This is a genomic window from Pseudomonas sp. BF-R-24 (assembly GCF_019947335.1).
Classification (GTDB): Bacteria; Pseudomonadota; Gammaproteobacteria; order Pseudomonadales; family Pseudomonadaceae; genus Aquipseudomonas; species Aquipseudomonas jessenii.
Map to the genome: position 1 here is coordinate 186,181 of NZ_JAGYGG010000008.1, position 17,856 is coordinate 204,036.

17 protein-coding genes are annotated in these 17,856 nt (G+C 61.1%); 12 read left to right on the forward strand and 5 right to left on the reverse strand.

The features are described 5' to 3' along the window. Positions 1–81: 81 nt before the first annotated feature. Entirely contained in the window at positions 82–1,512 is a 1,431-nt protein-coding gene (locus KGA98_RS09445) for a transglycosylase SLT domain-containing protein (protein ID WP_223502165.1), read from the reverse strand. Positions 1,513–1,611: 99 nt separating this feature from the next. Then, complete coding sequence (gene gloB / locus KGA98_RS09450) at positions 1,612–2,379, reverse strand: hydroxyacylglutathione hydrolase (protein WP_057715032.1); 768 nt, start codon at positions 2,377–2,379, stop codon at positions 1,612–1,614. A 65-nt stretch (positions 2,380–2,444) separates the two neighbouring features. Between gloB and KGA98_RS09455 the strand changes: the two genes are divergently transcribed. The 5 genes from KGA98_RS09455 (at position 2,445) to KGA98_RS09475 (ending at position 7,746) form a co-directional block, all read left to right on the forward strand. Next, positions 2,445–3,203, forward strand: a complete 759-nt coding sequence (locus KGA98_RS09455) for a class I SAM-dependent methyltransferase (protein ID WP_223502166.1) — start codon at positions 2,445–2,447, stop codon at positions 3,201–3,203. Positions 3,204–3,295: 92 nt separating this feature from the next. Continuing rightward, positions 3,296–3,748 carry a ribonuclease HI gene (gene rnhA, locus KGA98_RS09460; protein ID WP_007979123.1) on the forward strand — a complete coding sequence of 151 codons (453 nt, stop codon included), beginning with the start codon at positions 3,296–3,298 and terminating at the stop codon, positions 3,746–3,748. A 213-nt stretch (positions 3,749–3,961) separates the two neighbouring features. Then, on the forward strand, positions 3,962–4,720 hold the full coding sequence (gene dnaQ, locus KGA98_RS09465) for a DNA polymerase III subunit epsilon (RefSeq protein ID WP_046037200.1): 759 nt from the start codon (positions 3,962–3,964) through the stop codon (positions 4,718–4,720). 141 nt (positions 4,721–4,861) lie between these two features. Next, on the forward strand, positions 4,862–7,117 hold the full coding sequence (locus tag KGA98_RS09470; protein WP_223502167.1) for an Orn/Lys/Arg decarboxylase N-terminal domain-containing protein: 2,256 nt from the start codon (positions 4,862–4,864) through the stop codon (positions 7,115–7,117). A 14-nt stretch (positions 7,118–7,131) separates the two neighbouring features. Then, on the forward strand, positions 7,132–7,746 hold the full coding sequence (locus KGA98_RS09475) for a GNAT family N-acetyltransferase (protein WP_057715030.1): 615 nt from the start codon (positions 7,132–7,134) through the stop codon (positions 7,744–7,746). Here the strand turns inward: KGA98_RS09475 and KGA98_RS09480 are convergent. Both KGA98_RS09480 and KGA98_RS09485 read right to left on the reverse strand, forming a co-directional pair. Continuing rightward, positions 7,712–8,605 carry a LysR family transcriptional regulator gene (locus KGA98_RS09480; RefSeq protein ID WP_057715029.1) on the reverse strand — a complete coding sequence of 298 codons (894 nt, stop codon included), beginning with the start codon at positions 8,603–8,605 and terminating at the stop codon, positions 7,712–7,714. The two genes, KGA98_RS09475 and KGA98_RS09480, sit on opposite strands and share 35 nt — an antisense overlap. A gap of 88 nt (positions 8,606–8,693) precedes the next feature. Next, a complete protein-coding gene (locus KGA98_RS09485; RefSeq protein ID WP_057715028.1) occupies positions 8,694–8,921 on the reverse strand; it encodes a hypothetical protein in 228 nt (75 codons plus the stop codon). A gap of 174 nt (positions 8,922–9,095) precedes the next feature. On the opposite strand from KGA98_RS09485, the gene KGA98_RS09490 reads away from it, so the two are divergent. Further along, the gene (locus KGA98_RS09490; RefSeq protein WP_223502168.1) at positions 9,096–9,656 is read left to right on the forward strand and encodes an NADPH-dependent FMN reductase; all 561 of its coding nucleotides are present in this window, start codon (positions 9,096–9,098) and stop codon (positions 9,654–9,656) included. Positions 9,657–9,840: 184 nt separating this feature from the next. Here KGA98_RS09490 and KGA98_RS09495 read toward each other — a convergent pair whose 3' ends face one another. Beyond that, on the reverse strand, positions 9,841–10,791 hold the full coding sequence (locus KGA98_RS09495) for a DUF1853 family protein (RefSeq protein WP_223502169.1): 951 nt from the start codon (positions 10,789–10,791) through the stop codon (positions 9,841–9,843). 117 nt (positions 10,792–10,908) lie between these two features. Here KGA98_RS09495 and KGA98_RS09500 point away from each other — a divergent pair, with 117 nt between their 5' ends. Genes KGA98_RS09500 through pepN form a run of 6 tightly spaced genes read left to right on the forward strand, consistent with a single transcriptional unit; the run spans position 10,909 to position 17,424 of the window. Then, positions 10,909–11,799: an NAD(+) kinase gene (locus KGA98_RS09500; RefSeq protein ID WP_008016128.1), complete on the forward strand. Its 891-nt coding sequence runs from the start codon at positions 10,909–10,911 to the stop codon at positions 11,797–11,799. Further along, entirely contained in the window at positions 11,796–12,770 is a 975-nt protein-coding gene (locus KGA98_RS09505) for a metallophosphoesterase (RefSeq protein WP_371319467.1), read from the forward strand. The genes KGA98_RS09500 and KGA98_RS09505 overlap by 4 nt, the downstream gene beginning before the upstream one ends. Next, entirely contained in the window at positions 12,767–13,636 is an 870-nt protein-coding gene (locus KGA98_RS09510; RefSeq protein WP_090455016.1) for a rhomboid family intramembrane serine protease, read from the forward strand. The genes KGA98_RS09505 and KGA98_RS09510 overlap by 4 nt, the downstream gene beginning before the upstream one ends. 32 nt (positions 13,637–13,668) lie before the next feature. Then, positions 13,669–13,929 carry a YeaC family protein gene (locus KGA98_RS09515; RefSeq protein ID WP_053158810.1) on the forward strand — a complete coding sequence of 87 codons (261 nt, stop codon included), beginning with the start codon at positions 13,669–13,671 and terminating at the stop codon, positions 13,927–13,929. Further along, the gene (locus KGA98_RS09520; protein WP_090455017.1) at positions 13,926–14,756 is read left to right on the forward strand and encodes a DUF2797 domain-containing protein; all 831 of its coding nucleotides are present in this window, start codon (positions 13,926–13,928) and stop codon (positions 14,754–14,756) included. The genes KGA98_RS09515 and KGA98_RS09520 overlap by 4 nt, the downstream gene beginning before the upstream one ends. A 10-nt stretch (positions 14,757–14,766) precedes the next feature. Further along, positions 14,767–17,424, forward strand: coding sequence for an aminopeptidase N (pepN, locus tag KGA98_RS09525; RefSeq protein WP_223502170.1), 2,658 nt, complete (start codon positions 14,767–14,769; stop codon positions 17,422–17,424). Positions 17,425–17,856: the final 432 nt, after the last annotated feature.

A 17,856-nucleotide genomic window follows, 5' to 3' on the forward strand; every position in this document is an offset into this window, starting at 1 on the left:
CGATGGTGGTCAACGATGACACGGGACGCCTGAATCAACTCGGTGCCCTTGGGTTTTTCGCGAGCAGGCTCGCTCCTACAGTTAGTGCGGATTGGCCACCGTCAACATCTGACCAGGCTTGAGCGCCTGGCCGACACGCGGGTTCCAGCGCTTGAGGTGCTGCATCTCTACGTTGAAGCGCTTGGCCACGATGTACAGCGAGTCGCCTTGCTGGACCTTGTACTTGGCCTGCTGTTTCTTGGTATTGGCTGCAATCACGGTGTTGACGCGCCCGGCGTTGCGTTTGCCGTTGTCCTGCATGACCAGGGTCTGGCCGGGCTTGAGGTTCTTGCCGCTCAGTTTGTTCCAGCGTTGCAGGTCCTTCACGTCAACGTTGTTGGCCTTGGCGATGGAACCGAGGTTGTCACCCCGCTTGACCCGATAGGAACGCTTGACGCTGGCGACCTGGCTGTCGTCGGCACCTTCGAAGACCGGCTTGAGCGATTTCTTGCTGATCAGTTCTTCAGGACGCATGGTCTGCAGGCTGCTGGTCAGCAATTGCGCCTTGGAGGTCGGCACCAGCAGATGCTGCGGGCCATCGAGGGTGGTGCGCTGCTTGAAGGCCGGGTTGAGCTGGAACAGTTCGTCTTCGTCGATGTTGGCAACTTCAGCAACCTTGGACAGGTCCATGCGCTGGTTGATTTCGACGACCTGGAAGTAGGGCTCGTTGGCGATCGGATTGAGGTTCACGCCGTAGGCTTCCGGCGCCATCACCACCTGTGACAGTGCCAGCAACTTTGGCACATAGGCCTGGGTTTCAGAGGGCAGCGGCAGGTTCCAGTAGTCGGTCGGCAGGCCGAGGCGTTCATTGCGCTCAATGGCCCGGCTGACGGTGCCTTCGCCGGCGTTGTAGGCCGCCAGGGCCAGCATCCAGTCGCCGTTGAACATGTCGTGCAGGCGGGTCAGGTAATCCAGGGCGGCGGTGGTCGACGCGGTGATGTCGCGACGGCCATCATAGAAGCGGGTTTGACGCAGGTTGAAGTAACGCCCGGTGGACGGGATGAACTGCCAAAGACCCACCGCGTTGGCCCGGGAATAGGCCATCGGGTTGTAGGCGCTTTCGATCACTGGCAGCAGGGCCAGTTCCAGCGGCATGTTGCGTTCTTCAAGGCGTTCGACGATGTAGTGAATGTAGAGGCTGCCACGCTCGCCGGCGTTTTCGAGGAAAGATGGATTGCTGGCGAACCACAGGCGCTGTTGCTCGATGCGCGGGTTGACGCCCAGCCCGTCTTGCAGCTGGAAGCCTTGGCGCATGCGCTCCCAGACGTCCTGGGGAATTTGCGGGCTGGGTTTTTCGCTGAGCCAGATCGGCTTCTGCTTGGCGCGAGCGGCGATGTTCTGCGTGTGCGCCGCATCGGTCTGCGGCGCATGGCTGGAACAGCCCGCCAGGGTGGCGGACACAGCCACCGCAATGGCTTGAGCCAAGCGGGTCAATGCGTCTGAACTGATGGCTTTGCGAATAGGTGACGACATTGGCTGGAAGTAAGTTCCGGGCAAAAATGTCGGGCGATTCTAGGAAGCGCACCCTGCGCGGTCAACCTTTCAGAATTGTTGCAATCTTGATAGGCCTCTTTAGAACCTGTCTTTCCACGCTCGAAGCGCCGCAAAAACCATATCGGGCGCCGAGTTATCGGTGCCGGTCCGTTCGTCCGCTTTTTCTTTAACGGATGTTTCGCCGGAGCGCAAAAACGGGTTTGTGAGCTTTTCCAGCGCCAGTGTCGACGGCAGCGTCATGATCCCGGATTCCCGTTGGCGGGTGACTTTGGCCAGGCGCTCGGCGGTGTGCGGGTTGTTCGGTTCGACGGCCGCGGCAAACTTCAGGTTGCCGAGGGTGTATTCATGGGTGCAGTACACCAGCGTGTCTTCCGGCAACCCGGCGAGGCGTGTCAGCGAACTGTACATTTGTTGTGGCGTGCCTTCGAACAAGCGTCCGCAGCCGGCGGCAAACAGTGTGTCGCCGCAGAACAGCAAGCCGTGATGGTAATAGGCGATGTGCCCCAGGGTGTGGCCGGGGACCGCGAGGACGTCGAAGTCCCAGCCGAGCACACAGACCTTGTCGTTGTCCTTGAGCGCAACGTCCCGCGCCGGGATCGTTTCGCTGGCCGGACCATAGACTTTCGCGTCCGTCGCTTTTTTCAGCTGTTCGACGCCGCCGACGTGGTCATGATGGTGATGAGTGATCAAAATATCACTCAGTACCCAGCCCGGATTGGCCGCAAGCCAGGCTTGTACGGGGCCGGCATCACCCGGGTCGACGACCGCGCAGCGCTTGCTGCCGTGGTCTTGTAACAACCAGATGTAGTTGTCGGTGAAGGCGGGCAGGGCAGTGATCTGTATCATCGTCGGATTCGCCAAGCGGAAAACATTGGCGCATCTTAGAACTTCCTGGCGCGTTGGAGAATGCAATGACTGATAAAGCGTTCGCACAAGCCGATCCTGACTGGCTGGCGTTGATCAGCGCCGCCCGCGAGTGGCTGGCCGGTCCCCTCGGGCAATTTCTGCTGGACGAAGAGCGGCGCATGCTCGAAGACGAGCTCGGGCGGTTCTTTGGTGGCTATCTGGTGCATTACGGTCCCTCGGCCCAGACTCCGCCGTCTGCCCCTCAGGTACAGCGCAATGTACGCCTTGGTGCGCCGTTGCCGGGGGTCGAGATCGTTTGTGAGGAGCAGGCCTGGCCGCTGAGCGAGCATGCCGCCGATGTGGTGGTGCTGCAGCATGGCCTGGATTTCTGCCTGTCGCCCCACGGTCTGCTTCGCGAGGCGGCAAGCAGCGTACGCCCCGGCGGGCATTTGCTGATCATTGGTATCAACCCCTGGAGCAGTTGGGGCCTGCGGCATGTGTTTGCACAGGATGCGCTGCGCAAGGCGCGCTGCATTTCGCCGTCACGGGTCGCCGACTGGCTGAACCTGCTGGGTTTCGCGCTGGAGAAACGCCGCTTCGGGTGCTATCGTCCGCCGCTTGCGTCACCGGCGTGGCAGACCCGCCTGGCCGGTTGGGAGCGCAAGGCCGGTGACTGGCAACTGTCGGGTGGCGGCTTCTATTTATTGGTGGCGCGCAAGATCGTGGTGGGCCTGCGACCGGTCCGTCAGGAGCGGCGCGAGCCGATGGGCAAGCTGATCCCGTTGCCGATGGCAAAGGTCAACCGGCGCGACATCGAACCGTAATACACACTTTTCATTTGTGGCCGGGCATGTCCCGGCTTCGGGCGTCGTCGATCAGCGATCGGCGGGCCAGCGCATTTTCTGGATAGATTGGCATGAGCGATAGCGTAGAACTGTTCACCGACGGCGCCTGCAAAGGCAACCCTGGTCCTGGCGGCTGGGGCGCACTGCTGGTGTGCAAGGGCGTCGAGAAGGAACTCTGGGGCGGCGAAGCCAATACCACCAACAACCGCATGGAGCTGATGGGCGCGATCCGTGGCCTGGAAGAGCTCAAGCGTCCCTGCGAGGTGTTGTTGGTGACCGACTCGCAGTACGTGATGAAAGGCATCAACGAGTGGATGGACAACTGGAAGAAGCGCGGCTGGAAAACCGCGGCGAAGGAACCGGTGAAAAACGCTGACCTGTGGAAGTTGCTCGACGAGCAGGTCAACCGTCACAAGGTCACCTGGAAATGGGTGCGCGGACACATTGGCCATCACGGCAACGAACGGGCCGACCAGTTGGCCAACCGTGGTGTGGATGAAGTGCGTGGGTACAAGCAGGGCTGATTTCGGTACTACCGATGCACCGCGCCGTGGCCTTCGCGAGCAAGCCCGCTCCCACACTGGATTCGTGTCGTCCACAAAGTTGTGAGCCGACGCCGATTCAATGTGGGAGCGGGCTTGCTCGCGAAGGCGGCGACTCGGTGTATCTGAAAGACCCCGGCGAGCGTGTTAACATCGCCGCTTTTGCACGATTGACCGATTGAGAGCTGAGCACTGATGGCCACCAGATCCGTTGTACTCGACACCGAAACCACCGGCATGCCGGTGACCGACGGCCACCGGATTATCGAAATCGGTTGTGTCGAGTTGATCGGCCGACGCCTGACGGGCCGGCACTTCCATGTGTACTTGCAACCCGATCGCGAAAGTGACGAGGGCGCGATCGGCGTCCACGGCATCACCAACGAATTCCTCGTGGGCAAGCCGCGTTTTGCCGAGGTGGCCGAAGAGTTCTTCGAGTTCATCAAGGGCGCGCAGCTGATCATCCATAACGCGGCGTTCGACGTTGGCTTCATCAACAACGAATTCGCCCTGATGGGCCAACAGGACCGCGCGGACATCACGCAGCACTGCTCGATCCTCGACACCCTGATGATGGCTCGGGAACGTCACCCGGGGCAGCGCAACAGCCTCGACGCCCTGTGCAAACGCTATGGCGTCGACAACTCCGGCCGTGAACTGCACGGCGCCTTGCTCGACTCCGAGATTCTTGCCGACGTCTACCTGACCATGACCGGGGGGCAGACCAGCCTGTCCCTGGCCGGCAACGCCTCCGATGGCAATGGCTCGGGTGAAGGGGCGGACAATTCGGCCACCGAGATTCGCCGTTTGCCGGCGGACCGTCAGCCGACGCGCATCATCCGCGCCAGCGAAGACGACCTGGCCCGCCACGCGGCGCGCCTGGAAATCATCGGCAAATCCGCTGGTGCCCCCGCGTTGTGGGTGCAGTTGGCCGAGGCTGAAGCCCAGGCATAACACCTTCTTTGGCAGATACTCGCCACAGGGAAACTCCCTCGTCGCCACAAGTTGGTGCATCCCGCTCGCCACATCCGCTGCAACACTCTACCCTGAGGTGATTGGCAGGCTCTGGTCTGCCGCCTCAGGACGCTGAGCCTCATGTACAAAGACTTGAAATTCCCGGTCCTGATCGTTCATCGCGACATCAAGGCCGACAGCGTTGCCGGTGACCGCGTGCGGGGGATTGCCCGGGAGCTGGAGCAGGAAGGGTTCAGCGTCGTTTCGGCGGTGGACTACACCGAAGGACGACTGGTGGCGTCGACTTACCACGGCCTGTCCTGCATGTTGATTGCCTCTGAAGACGCCAGCACCCATTCTCATTTGTTGCAAAACATGGCCGAACTGATCGGTCTGGCGCGGGTGCGTGCACCGGATCTGCCGATCTTCGCCCTGGGCGAAAAAGTGACCCTGGAAAACGCACCCGCCGACGCCATGGCCGAGCTCAATCAGTTGCGCGGCATTCTTTATCTGTTTGAGGACACCGTGCCCTTTCTCGCCCGGCAGGTGGCCCGCGCCGCGCGCAAATACCTCGATGGCCTGCTGCCGCCGTTTTTCAAGGCGTTGGTGCAGCACACGGCGGATTCCAACTATTCCTGGCACACCCCCGGTCACGGCGGTGGCGTGGCGTATCACAAAAGTCCGGTCGGGCAGGCGTTTCACCAGTTTTTCGGGGAAAACACCCTGCGCTCGGATCTTTCGGTGTCGGTACCGGAGCTCGGCTCCTTGCTCGATCATACCGGCCCCCTGGCTGAAGCCGAGGCCCGTGCAGCACGCAATTTCGGCGCCGATCACACCTTTTTCGTGATCAATGGCACGTCCACGGCCAACAAGATTGTCTGGCACTCGGTGGTCGCCCGCGATGACCTGGTGCTGGTGGACCGCAATTGCCACAAGTCGGTGCTGCATTCGATCATCATGACCGGCGCCATCCCACTGTACTTGTGTCCGGAGCGTAATGAACTGGGGATCATCGGCCCGATTCCCCTGAGTGAGTTCAGTCGCGAATCGATCCAGGCCAAGATCGACGCCAGTCCGCTGACCAAGGGGCGTTCCCCGAAGGTCAAGCTTGCCGTGGTGACCAATTCGACCTATGACGGCCTTTGCTACAACGCTGAGCTGATCAGACAGCAACTGGGCAATAGCGTTGAGGTGTTGCACTTCGACGAGGCCTGGTACGCCTATGCAGCGTTTCATGAGTTCTTTGCCGGGCGCTACGGCATGGGCACCTCCCGTGATGAAGACAGCCCGTTGGTGTTCACCACCCATTCGACCCACAAGTTGCTGGCGGCCTTCAGTCAGGCATCGATGATTCACGTGCGCGATGGCGGTGCGCGGCAACTGGATCGGGATCGCTTCAACGAAGCATTCATGATGCACATCTCGACCTCGCCGCAGTACGGCATCATCGCCTCGCTGGATGTGGCTTCGGCGATGATGGAAGGGCCGGCCGGGCGTTCGCTGCTGCAGGAAATGTTCGACGAAGCCCTGAGTTTTCGCCGTGCGCTGGCCAATTTACGCCAGCACATTGCCGCCGATGACTGGTGGTTCTCGATCTGGCAACCGCCGTCGGCGGAAGGCATCGAGCGGGTCGTCACCGAGGACTGGTTGCTGCAACCCGATGCCGACTGGCACGGCTTTGGCGGCGTGACCGACGACTATGTGCTGCTCGACCCGATCAAGGTCACGCTGGTGATGCCGGGATTGACGGCCGGTGGCGCCCTCAGCGAGCGCGGGATTCCGGCGGCGGTGGTCAGCAAGTTCCTGTGGGAGCGCGGCCTGGTGGTCGAGAAGACCGGGCTGTACTCGTTCCTGGTGTTGTTCTCCATGGGCATCACCAAGGGCAAGTGGAGCACGCTGCTCACCGAACTGCTGGAGTTCAAGCGCAGCTACGACGCCAACGTCGGTCTGGCCAGTTGCCTGCCCTGTGTGGCGCAAGAGAATGTCGCACGCTATCAGGGCATGGGGCTGCGTGATCTGTGCGATCAGTTGCATGCCTGTTATCGCAGCAACGCCACCGCCAGGCACCTCAAGCGCATGTACACCGTTCTGCCGGAAGTCGCGATGAAGCCGGCGGACGCCTATGATCAATTGGTGCGGGGTGAAGTCGAAGCCGTGTCGATCGATGCGCTGGACGGGCGGATCGCTGCAGTGATGCTGGTGCCGTACCCACCCGGCATTCCGCTGATCATGCCGGGTGAGCGCTTTACCGAGTCGACCCGCTCGATCATCGATTACCTGGCGTTTGCCCGCACGTTCGATAGCAGTTTTCCGGGGTTCGTTGCTGATGTGCACGGATTGCAACATGAAGATCAGGGCAGTGGACGGTGCTACACCGTCGATTGCATCAAGGAATGAGGACATTTCCCAGTATGCAGCCGGTTATAAATCCGAATTATCCAGGGTTGTCGGTAAGGGTTGCCGACGAGGGTTTTGCCGCCTATATCTGGGGCAGTGATTTCAGTTTTGAAGTCGCGGCCTACGGTGCGGCACAAATAGGAGCGCCGGTGGCACAGTGGCCTGTCACCCCGATCACGCCTTATCGCAAGTGCTACGGCATCGATCCCGAGGAATTCAGCAGCTTTCGCGATTCCGCCGACAGCGCGATTTTCATGGCTTATCTGGATGACCAGCCCGTGGGGCACCTGGTGGTCAGCACCAACTGGAACGGCTTTGCCCATATCGACGAGCTGGCGGTGCATGCACCGGCCCGGCGGCATGGCGTGGCCAAGGCCCTGCTGGATGTGGCGCAGTTCTGGAGCCGCAAGAAAAAGCTGCCAGGCATCATGCTCGAAACCCAGAACAACAACCTGGGGGCTTGCAGGCTCTATGAACGCTGCGGTTACGTGATTGGTGGGATCGACCACCTGCGCTATCGCGGCATCGATCCGAACACCGCCGAAGTGGCGTTGTTCTGGTATCGATTGTTCGAAAACCCGCTGGAAAATCCGTTCAGTTCGTCAGCATCGCCGCGGCTTGTTCCGTGACGATGGTTAGCAGTGTCTGAACCGCCGGAGAGGGTTCGGCGTTTTTCAGGGTCAGGGCATAGAGGCTGATCGGGACCGCTGGCGCCAGCGGGCAGGTATCCAGCCCCGAAGCTTTGGCGCCGAGGGCGGTGAAGGGGTCGACGATGGCCAGGCCTTCGCCGGCCTCGACCATGCTGCGCATCATCTGATGCGTCTGGACCCGGGTCTGAATCACCGGGGCAGGGCGCAAGCCGTGCAGTTTGTTTTCCAGCGCCGGGCTCAACGGGTCCTGCCCCTCCAGGCCGATCATCGATTGGCCGGCCAGATCCTGCAGTGAAATGTATTTCTGTTTCGGTTGCAGCCAGCCATGGGGGGCGAGCAACTGGAGTTTGCCCTGGGCGATCACATGGCAGTCGAGGTCGGCGTGATCGGGGTCATGCAGGCTCAGGCCCAGATCGCTTTCACGCAGCAGCAGGCTTCTGACGATGTCGCGGGTGGGCTGGCTCAGCAGCGTGCAAGGCGCATCGGGCAGGCGTCGGCGCAGGGCCGCGATGCTGTGTGGCAACAATTGGTTGGCCAGGGGAGGGGTGCAGATGATGCGCAGCGGCGGCGCCAGGTATTGCCTGAGGCTGTTGGCCAGGCGCTGCACCGGTTCGAGCGCATCGTAGACCCGGGCAATTTCCACCTGCAGTTCCCGCGCTTCGCGGGTGGCCTGCAATCGTCCGCGTACGCTGGCGAACAGCATGAAACCCAACTGATCCTCGGCGTCGCGCAGCAAGCGCTCGACTTCGGCCACCGGCAACTGCAGCCATTCGGCGGCGGTGCCCAGGTGACCGGTCTGCAAGAGTGCCTGGATCACTTCGATATGGCGTAAGCGCATGCGTGAAGTCCATGTTCAGCAGGTGGAGGAGTCAGTGGCTGAATCCTACCCCAAGTCCGTGCATATGACTTCTGCTCATAACGACGGGTTATGAAGCGCTGGCGATTTGCGGTTCGCGGGTAATGGTCACGCCGGTTTGCACCAGCATGAATTCATTGTCGTCGACCTTGTTGACGCGGTCGCCAATGGCCAGTTTGTAGGTGGTGACAGGCCCTGAACCTTCTGCCGCCGGGGTGGAGTCCTGAAACTCGTGCACCGAATAAATGCGGCCTTGCGCGTCTCTTGCATGGAACTGACCGACGAGTACTGCTGCCATCTGCTTAGAACCTCTGGAGATAAATCACTCAATTTGCGGCACTGTAGACCGTGCTTGGGCGAGGTAAGTTTTCCTACGGGAAAAAAATAGTCAGGGACGGGGTTTTCGGTCGCCCGCTGTTTGAATCGTCATCTATAACTACAAGCTCTTCCTATCGGACAGTCGAGTAATCTTATGAGCAACGTCTATACGATCGCCGTCGTGGTCGGCAGCTTGAGAAAGGAATCGATCAACCGCAAGGTCGCACGGGCCCTGATAGAACTGGCACCGGCCAATCTCAAGCTCAACATCGTCGAAATTGGCGATCTGCCGCTCTATAACGAAGATATCGATGGCACTTCACCGCCGGCAGCCTACAGCACTTTCCGACAACAGGTGAGCTCATCCGACGCGGTGTTGTTCGTGACCCCGGAATACAACCGGTCGGTGCCGGCACCGTTGAAAAACGCGATTGACGTGGGCTCGCGTCCATATGGCAAAAGCGCCTGGAGCGGTAAGCCGGGAGCCGTTATCAGTGCGTCGCCGGGGGCCGTCGGCGGGTTTGGTGCCAATCACAACCTGCGTCAATCCATGGTGTTTCTCAATGTGCCGATGATGCAGCAACCGGAGGCCTATCTGGGGAACGCCGGTTCGGCGTTCGACGAATCGGGCAAGTTGTCCGAGTCGGTAAAGCCGTTCCTGCAAAGTTTCATCAATGCCTATGGGCAATGGGTCGAGCAGCACAAGAAAGACTGATGGTCATTGGCCGGCGCTTTGTCCTGCGAAGCGCTGGGTGGTTATTTCTTTAGACCCGGTTGGCCCCTTCGCGAGCAAGCCCGCTCCCACATTGGGCCTCAGCCGAACACAAGTCTTGTATCCACTGAAGATCCCTGTGGGAGCGGGCTTGCTCGCGAAGAGGCCGGCTCAGGCAATACTGGACTCAACCCTGTCCCGACACATTCGGCCAAAGATCCGCCACCAGAAACAATCGCTCGGCCTCTTCCCAGTCGCCGCTGGCATTTTCCGTCAGGCGCACCAGCAGTTGTGCTGGCGCCAGCGGGTCCAGGTCATCCAGCCACGCCTGCATCTGTCCGGGGTTCCAGGTGTGCTCGGCCGAATAATGCGCCGGCGCCAGCCAGGCGTGACGGGGCAGGGGTTGCCAGCGACCGGGCGGGCTTTGGGCCAACAACGCCGGCCAATCCTTTTGATGCAACCAGCGACCCCGCAAATGCTGCGGATGGGCACCCAATGGCGGGGCGGCTTGTCCGGGCCACGGGTACAGCAAGTAACCCCCCAGCCATAAATGTGCGCTGAACGCCTGGATATCCAGCGCCGCCAGCACTTCACGGCTCTCGGGGCGCGCGGAAATCGGCAATTGATGCTGGCTCAGGTGCGCCAGTTTGCGGTCGAGCCGGTCGTGGCAGCCCGGGCCCAGCCACTGGGCGGTGTCGTGTCCGTCGCCGGATTGCGGGCCGAGGTAGAGCTTGATCGCCAGTTCCAGGTGATGCACGCCGTCGCGGTCGCGCAGCAGCATGTCCAGTTCACCGAGGGTGTGCCCTTCGCGGCGAATCGGCATGTTGGCGGCAATCAGTTCAATGCCCGGCGCATGCTGCACGGCGAATTGCCAGAGGCGTTCATAGTACAAACCCAGGCGCCGGGTCCGGGCCTGGGCCAGCCAGTGCAGCAGGCCATAACTGTCCCGATCCAGCTGCCGCAGCCAATGCTCCAGCCGATCCGGTGCCTGCACCCAGTCGCTGCCGGCCAGCGGGTGACGCTGCGGCCACGGGGTATTGTCCAGCATGGGCGGCGCGAGGATGACCCACGCCAGGTCACGCACTTCGGGATGGCGTAACTGATGGGGCAGGTGGAGCAAATCCGGAAATAGCATCATCTTGCGAGCATAGCCCGAAACCCGGGCACACCCTTGAAGCTGAAAGGATTTTGTCTACGGGCGGCTTTCGCCCATAATCGTGGTTTTCGCCGCCACGCAGATCCCCGCAGGAGCCCCATGGAGCAATTTCGCAATATCGGCATCATCGGTCGCCTGGGCAGTTCCCAGGTGCTGGATACCGTCCGCCGACTGAAACGGTTTCTGCTCGATCGTCACCTGCACGTGATCCTCGAAGACACCATCGCCGAAGTGCTGCCAGGGCACGGCTTGCAAACCTCGTCGCGCAAGATGCTCGGCGAAGTCTGCGACATGGTCATCGTGGTCGGTGGTGACGGCAGCCTGCTCGGTGCCGCCCGGGCGCTGGCCAAACACAATATTCCGGTGCTCGGCATCAACCGGGGCAGCCTGGGTTTCCTCACCGATATCCGTCCCGATGAGCTGGAAACCAAGGTCGCCGAAGTGCTGGATGGCCACTATCTGGTGGAAAACCGCTTTTTGTTGCAGGCCGAAGTCCGCCGCCACGGCGAGGCCATCGGCCAGGGCGATGCACTGAACGACGTCGTGCTGCACCCCGGCAAGTCCACGCGAATGATCGAGTTCGAGCTGTACATCGACGGCCAGTTCGTCTGCAGCCAGAAGGCCGACGGCCTGATCGTCGCGACGCCGACCGGTTCCACCGCCTATGCGTTGTCCGCCGGCGGGCCGATCATGCATCCCAAGCTCGACGCTATTGTGATTGTGCCGATGTACCCCCATACCTTGTCGGGTAGACCGATTGTGGTCGATGGCAACAGTGAGCTGAAAATCGTCGTGTCCAAGGATATGCAGATTTACCCGCAAGTCTCGTGCGACGGGCAGAACCACTTCACCTGCGCGCCGGGCGACACCATTACCGTCAGCAAGAAAGCCCAGAAACTGCGGCTGATCCATCCGCTGGACCACAATTACTATGAAGTCTGCCGGACCAAGCTTGGCTGGGGCAGCAAGTTGGGGGGTGGAGGCGACTGATGCTCGATCCCGCGCGTAGCTACGACCTGATCGGTGACGTGCACGGTTGCGCTCTGACCCTGGAGCACTTGCTCGACCGACTCGGTTATCACAAGCAGGGTGGCGTCTGGCGACATGCCTCGCGCATGGCGGTGTTCGTCGGCGATATCATCGACCGCGGCCCGCGGATTCGCGAGGCACTGCATATCGTCCACGACATGGTCGAGGCCGGTCAGGCGCTGTGCATCATGGGCAACCACGAGTTCAATGCGCTGGGCTGGAGCACGCCGGCACTGCCCGGCAGCGGCAAGCAGTTCGTGCGTGAGCACACGCCGCGCCATGCCCGCCTGCTGCACGAAACCCTGACCCAGTTCGAACACCATCCGGGCGACTGGCACGACTTCCAGCAATGGTTCTACCAGTTGCCATTGTTCGTCGATGCCGGGCGTTTTCGCGTGGTCCACGCCTGCTGGGACGCCGGGCTGATCGAGCCGCTGCGGGCGTTGTTCCCCAACGGCTGCGTCGACGAGCATTTTCTCCAGGCGTCGGCGGAGTCGGGCTCTTTTGCCTGCACCGTATTCGACCGGCTGCTGCGCGGCACGGACATGCGTTTGCCCCATGGCCTGACCATGACCAGCGGCGACGGCCTGGTGCGTTCGTTCTTCCGCACCAAGTTCTGGGAAGACGATCCGAAAACCTACGGCGACATCGTGTTCCAACCGGATGCACTGCCGGAACCCGTGGCCCGGACGCCGCTGTCGTCCACCGAAAAGAACAGTTTGCTGCGCTATGGCATCGATGAGCCGCTGTTGTTCGTCGGCCATTACTGGCGCAGCGGCAAGCCGGCACCGATCCGGCCGAACCTGGCCTGCCTGGATTACAGCGCGGTGCTGTACGGCAAACTGGTTGCCTACCGACTGGATCAGGAAACCCGCCTGGATCCGCAAAAATTCGTCTGGGTCGATGTCGAGCGGCCGGAGGTGCTGCAATGAGTGCTGTAGCGGTATTGCGTCTGCCCCTGGCGGTGGACTTGAGCGGGTTCGTCACCCTGCTCAAGCGCATGCAAGTGCCCCATCGGGTCAGCGAGGAAGCTGGCGAGCAGGTGCTGTGGGTGCCGGACAACATCAGTGAAGACGTGCGTGCGCTGTACGAGCGTTTTCCGGCGGGTGACCCCGATCAACAACTGGATATTCCGGTGGCGCAGACCGTCAAGCGCCCGGGGTTCGTCGAGCAGTTGAAATACGCCAGGGCCACCGCGCTGGTGCTGCTGCTGAGCCTGGTTGTCGGCGCGGTGACCATGCTGGGCGACAACCTTGAAACGATGCGCTGGCTGACCTTCCTCGAGTTCCGCGTGGTCGGCGAATACATCCACTTCACGCCACTGGCCGACAGCCTGGCGGCGGGGCAGTGGTGGCGCCTGGTCACGCCGATGCTGATCCACTTCGGCATCCTGCACCTGGCGATGAACGGCATGTGGTACTGGGAGCTGGGGCGGCGCATCGAGTCGCGCCAGGGCAGTATCAACCTGATCGGCCTGACCTTGCTGTTCAGCCTGGTGTCGAACTTTGCCCAGTATTTCTTCAGTGGCCCGACCTTGTTCGGCGGTTTGTCCGGCGTACTGTACGGCCTGCTCGGGCATTGCTGGATCTTCCAGTTGCTGGCGCCAAACCCGGCCTATCGCCTGCCGCGAGGCGTGCTGGTGATGATGCTGGTGTGGTTGCTGCTGTGCCTGTCCGGGCTGGTCTCGATGATCGGCTTCGGCGAGATCGCCAACGCGGCCCACGTCAGCGGGTTACTCATCGGATGCTTCACCGGTTTGTTGGGCGGTTTGTATAACCGCCGTAAACTGGCCGCCTAATTCAGAACATGCAATAAAGAGACGGAGACCCAATGTCCTCTTTTAACGAAATGATCAAGAACATCACCCCCGATATCTACGAGAGCCTGAAACTGGCCGTGGAAATCGGCAAATGGTCCGACGGTGGCAAGCTCACCGCCGAACAACGCGAACTGTCGCTGCAGGCGATGATCGCCTGGGAAATCCAGAACCTGCCAGAGGACCAGCGCACCGGCTACATGGGCCCGCAGGAATGCAGTTCGAAGTCGATTCAAGTGCCGAATATCCTGTTCAAGTCGGATGCCATCCATTGATCGAGATTGGCCGCGGTGCAATCAGCAAAATGTCGGCGCGCCTGGACGGGCCGAACGTGCAATACGCATTTCGTCTGGGCGAAACCGAGGTCCCGGTCAATCCGTTGATCGGCACCACGGTGCGCCTGGAATACCTGGGCGCGATTCACTGCACCCATTGCGGACGCAAGACCAAGACCAGTTTCAGCCAGGGTTACTGCTACCCGTGCATGACCAAACTGGCCCAGTGCGACGTGTGCATCATGAGCCCGGAACGCTGCCACTTCGAGGCCGGCACCTGCCGGGAGCCTGAGTGGGGCGAGAAGTTCTGCATGACCGATCACGTGGTGTACCTGGCCAATTCGTCGGGGGTCAAAGTCGGGATTACCCGCGCCACCCAGTTGCCGACCCGCTGGCTCGACCAGGGTGCGAGCCAGGCCTTGCCGATCATGCGCGTATCGACTCGCCAGCAGTCCGGTTTCGTCGAGGATCTGTTGCGCAGCCAGGTGGCCGACAAGACCAACTGGCGCGCTTTGCTCAAGGGCGATGCGGCGGCGGTGAACCTGGCCGAGGTCCGCGATCAACTGTTCGACAGCTGTGCCGAAGGCTTGCTCGGGTTGCAGCAGCGATTTGGCTTGCAGGCGATCCAGCCGGTGACCGACGTCGAACCGCTGGAAATCCGCTACCCGGTCGAGCAGTACCCGGCGAAGATCGTCAGCTTCAACCTGGACAAGAACCCGATTGCCGAAGGCACGCTGATGGGGATCAAGGGTCAATACCTGATCTTCGACACCGGCGTGATCAACATTCGTAAATACACGGCTTACCAGCTCGCCGTGCATCAGTAAGGACTCCAGCATGCGCACCGAACAACCGAAGATGATCTACCTCAAGGACTATCAGGCGCCCGAGTACCTGATCGACGAAACGCACCTGACCTTCGAGTTGTACGAGGACCACAGCCTGGTCCATGCGCAACTGGTGATGCGCCGCAACCCCGAGCGTGGCCCTGGCCTGCCGCCGCTGGTGCTGGACGGCCAGCAGCTGGAACTGCTGTCGGTCACTCTTGCCGACCAGGAGCTTTCCGAGGCGCAGTATCAGTTGACCGAGAATCACCTGACCCTGCACCCGAGCAGCACCACCTTCACCGTCGATACCAGCGTCCGGATCCACCCGGAAACCAATACCGCGCTGGAAGGCCTGTACAAGTCCGGCACGATGTTCTGCACCCAGTGCGAGGCCGAAGGTTTTCGCAAGATCACCTATTACCTCGACCGCCCGGACGTGATGAGCACCTTCACCACCACGGTCGTCGCCGAACAACACAGTTATCCGGTGCTGCTGTCCAACGGCAACCCGATCGCTTCCGGTCCCGGTGAAGAGGGCCGGCACTGGGCGACCTGGGAAGACCCGTTCAAGAAACCGGCGTACCTGTTTGCGCTGGTGGCCGGCGATCTGTGGTGCGTCGAAGACAGCTTCACCACCATGAGCGAGCGCAACGTGGCGCTGCGCATTTACGTCGAGCCGGAAAACATCGACAAGTGCCAGCACGCGATGAACAGCCTGAAGAAATCCATGCGCTGGGACGAAGAGGTCTACGGTCGCGAGTACGACCTGGACATCTTCATGATCGTCGCCGTGAATGACTTCAACATGGGCGCCATGGAAAACAAGGGCCTCAACATTTTCAACTCCAGCGCCGTGCTGGCCAAGGCCGAAACCGCCACCGATGCCGCGCACCAGCGGGTCGAGGCGATCGTCGCCCACGAATACTTCCACAACTGGTCGGGCAACCGCGTGACCTGCCGCGACTGGTTCCAGCTGTCGCTCAAGGAAGGCTTCACCGTGTTCCGCGATGCCGGTTTCTCCTCGGACATGAACTCGGCCACGGTCAAGCGCATCCAGGATGTGGCGTATCTGCGCACCCACCAGTTCGCCGAAGACGCCGGCCCCATGGCCCACGCCGTGCGCCCGGACAGCTTCATCGAGATTTCCAACTTCTACACCCTGACCGTGTACGAAAAGGGCTCGGAAGTGGTCGGCATGATCCACACCTTGCTCGGCGCCGAAGGCTTCCGCAAAGGCAGCGACCTGTACTTCGAGCGCCACGACGGCCAGGCCGTGACCTGCGATGACTTCATCAAGGCCATGGAAGATGCCAATGGCGTTGACCTGACCCAGTTCAAGCGCTGGTACAGCCAGGCCGGTACACCGCGCCTGGCGGTGAACGAGTCCTATGACGCGGCGGCGAAAACCTACAGCCTGACCTTCCGTCAGAGCTGCCCGGAAACCCCGGACAAGGTGCAAAAACTGCCGTTCGTGATCCCGGTCGAACTGGGGCTGCTGGATTCCAAAGGGGCAGCGATTGCCCTGCGTCTGTCCGGCGAAGCCAATGCGCAAGGCACCTCGCGGGTCATTTCCGTGACCGAGGCCGAGCAGACCTTTACCTTTGTCGACATCGCCGAACAACCGTTGCCGTCGTTGCTGCGCGGCTTCTCGGCGCCGGTTAAATTGAGCTTCCCGTACAACCGTGATCAGCTGATGTTCCTGATGCAGCATGACAGCGACGGCTTCAACCGCTGGGATGCCGGCCAGCAACTGTCGGTGCAGGTGCTGCAAGAGCTCATCGCCCAGCAGCAGAAGGGCGAAGCGCTGGTACTTGATCAGCGTCTGGTGGCGGCGTTGCGCACGGTGCTTTCGGATGAGTCGCTGGATCAGGCGATGGTCGCGGAAATGCTCTCTCTGCCAAGCGAGGCGTACCTGACCGAGATCAGTGAAGTGGCGGATGTCGAAGCGATTCACACGGCGCGTGAATTTGCCCGTAAGCAACTGGCTGACGCGTTGTTCGAAGGTTTGTGGCTGCGTTATCAGGCTAATCGCGAGTTGTCGAAGCAGACGCCGTACGTGGCCGAAGCCGAGCACTTCGCTCGCCGCGCGTTGCAGAACATTGCGCTGTCGTACCTGATGCTCAGCGGCAAGCCGGAAGTTGTGGCTGCGACTCTGGAGCAGTTCGATTCGTGCGACAACATGACCGAGCGCCTGACCGCACTTGCCGTGTTGGTCAATTCACCGTTCGAAGCCGAGAAGGCCAAGGCGCTGGCCAGCTTCGCCGAACACTTCAAGGACAACCCGTTGGTCATGGATCAGTGGTTCAGCGTCCAGGCTGGCAGCGTGTTGCCTGGTGGTCTGGAGCGGGTTCGTCAGTTGATGCAGCATCCTGCGTTCAACATCAAGAATCCGAACAAGGTGCGGGCGCTGGTCGGTGCGTTTGCCGGGCAGAACCTGATCAACTTCCATGCCGCTGATGGTTCCGGGTATCGCTTCCTGGCGGATTTGGTGATCGAGTTGAATGGCTTCAATCCGCAGATAGCTTCTCGGCAGTTGGCGCCTTTGACTCGCTGGCGCAAGTACGACAGTGCTCGTCAGGCTTTGATGAAGGCGGAGCTGGAGCGGATTCGGGCTTCGGGGCAGTTGTCCAGTGATGTGTTTGAAGTGGTCAGCAAGAGTTTGGCTTGATCTTGGCTTTTGAACTTGGCGGCCTTTGGGCCGACCAGGTTCTTGGTTGATTGAGTACATATCCGTTGCTGCGGTAACGGCGGCTGGCGGTTTCGCCCTTACGGCGAGTCCCTTTTGGCAAACGCCCCAAAAGGAACCAAAAGGTCTCGCCCCTTACGTACGGCCCCTCGCTGAGGCTCGGGGTTCCTTCGCTCCGGTATTCATCCGGGGGCATTGCCCTCCGGTCGGCTTCGCTTCGACCTACATGCAATGAGTTCGACTGCGTCGAACGGCGCTGCGCGCCATTCCCCGGATAAACACCTCCACTCAGCCTGCCGAGGGGGCGGGTGGATCAAGATCAAGAGCTGCAGGCGAGCTAACGCTCGGCCTGATGAGTGGTGAGAAGCGTCTGTGTACGCCGATCTGTTTTTGCTCTTCTGTGGGAGCGAGCTT

Excerpts from the sequence above, each read along its gene's own strand:
- KGA98_RS09445 (WP_223502165.1), bottom strand. The coding sequence starts at position 1,512 with ATGTCGTCACCTATTCGCAAAGCCATCAGTTCAGACGCATTGACCCGC.
- KGA98_RS09485 (WP_057715028.1), bottom strand. The coding sequence starts at position 8,921 with ATGGCAGCAGTACTCGTCGGTCAGTTCCATGCAAGAGACGCGCAAGGC.
- KGA98_RS09490 (WP_223502168.1), top strand. The coding sequence starts at position 9,096 with ATGAGCAACGTCTATACGATCGCCGTCGTGGTCGGCAGCTTGAGAAAG.
- KGA98_RS09475 (WP_057715030.1), top strand. The coding sequence starts at position 7,132 with ATGCAGCCGGTTATAAATCCGAATTATCCAGGGTTGTCGGTAAGGGTT.
- KGA98_RS09515 (WP_053158810.1), top strand. The coding sequence starts at position 13,669 with ATGTCCTCTTTTAACGAAATGATCAAGAACATCACCCCCGATATCTAC.
- KGA98_RS09480 (WP_057715029.1), bottom strand. The coding sequence starts at position 8,605 with ATGCGCTTACGCCATATCGAAGTGATCCAGGCACTCTTGCAGACCGGT.
- KGA98_RS09455 (WP_223502166.1), top strand. The coding sequence starts at position 2,445 with ATGACTGATAAAGCGTTCGCACAAGCCGATCCTGACTGGCTGGCGTTG.
- KGA98_RS09495 (WP_223502169.1), bottom strand. The coding sequence starts at position 10,791 with ATGATGCTATTTCCGGATTTGCTCCACCTGCCCCATCAGTTACGCCAT.
- pepN (WP_223502170.1), top strand. The coding sequence starts at position 14,767 with ATGCGCACCGAACAACCGAAGATGATCTACCTCAAGGACTATCAGGCG.
- KGA98_RS09470 (WP_223502167.1), top strand. The coding sequence starts at position 4,862 with ATGTACAAAGACTTGAAATTCCCGGTCCTGATCGTTCATCGCGACATC.
- KGA98_RS09500 (WP_008016128.1), top strand. The coding sequence starts at position 10,909 with ATGGAGCAATTTCGCAATATCGGCATCATCGGTCGCCTGGGCAGTTCC.
- dnaQ (WP_046037200.1), top strand. The coding sequence starts at position 3,962 with ATGGCCACCAGATCCGTTGTACTCGACACCGAAACCACCGGCATGCCG.
- KGA98_RS09510 (WP_090455016.1), top strand. The coding sequence starts at position 12,767 with ATGAGTGCTGTAGCGGTATTGCGTCTGCCCCTGGCGGTGGACTTGAGC.
- gloB (WP_057715032.1), bottom strand. The coding sequence starts at position 2,379 with ATGATACAGATCACTGCCCTGCCCGCCTTCACCGACAACTACATCTGG.
- rnhA (WP_007979123.1), top strand. The coding sequence starts at position 3,296 with ATGAGCGATAGCGTAGAACTGTTCACCGACGGCGCCTGCAAAGGCAAC.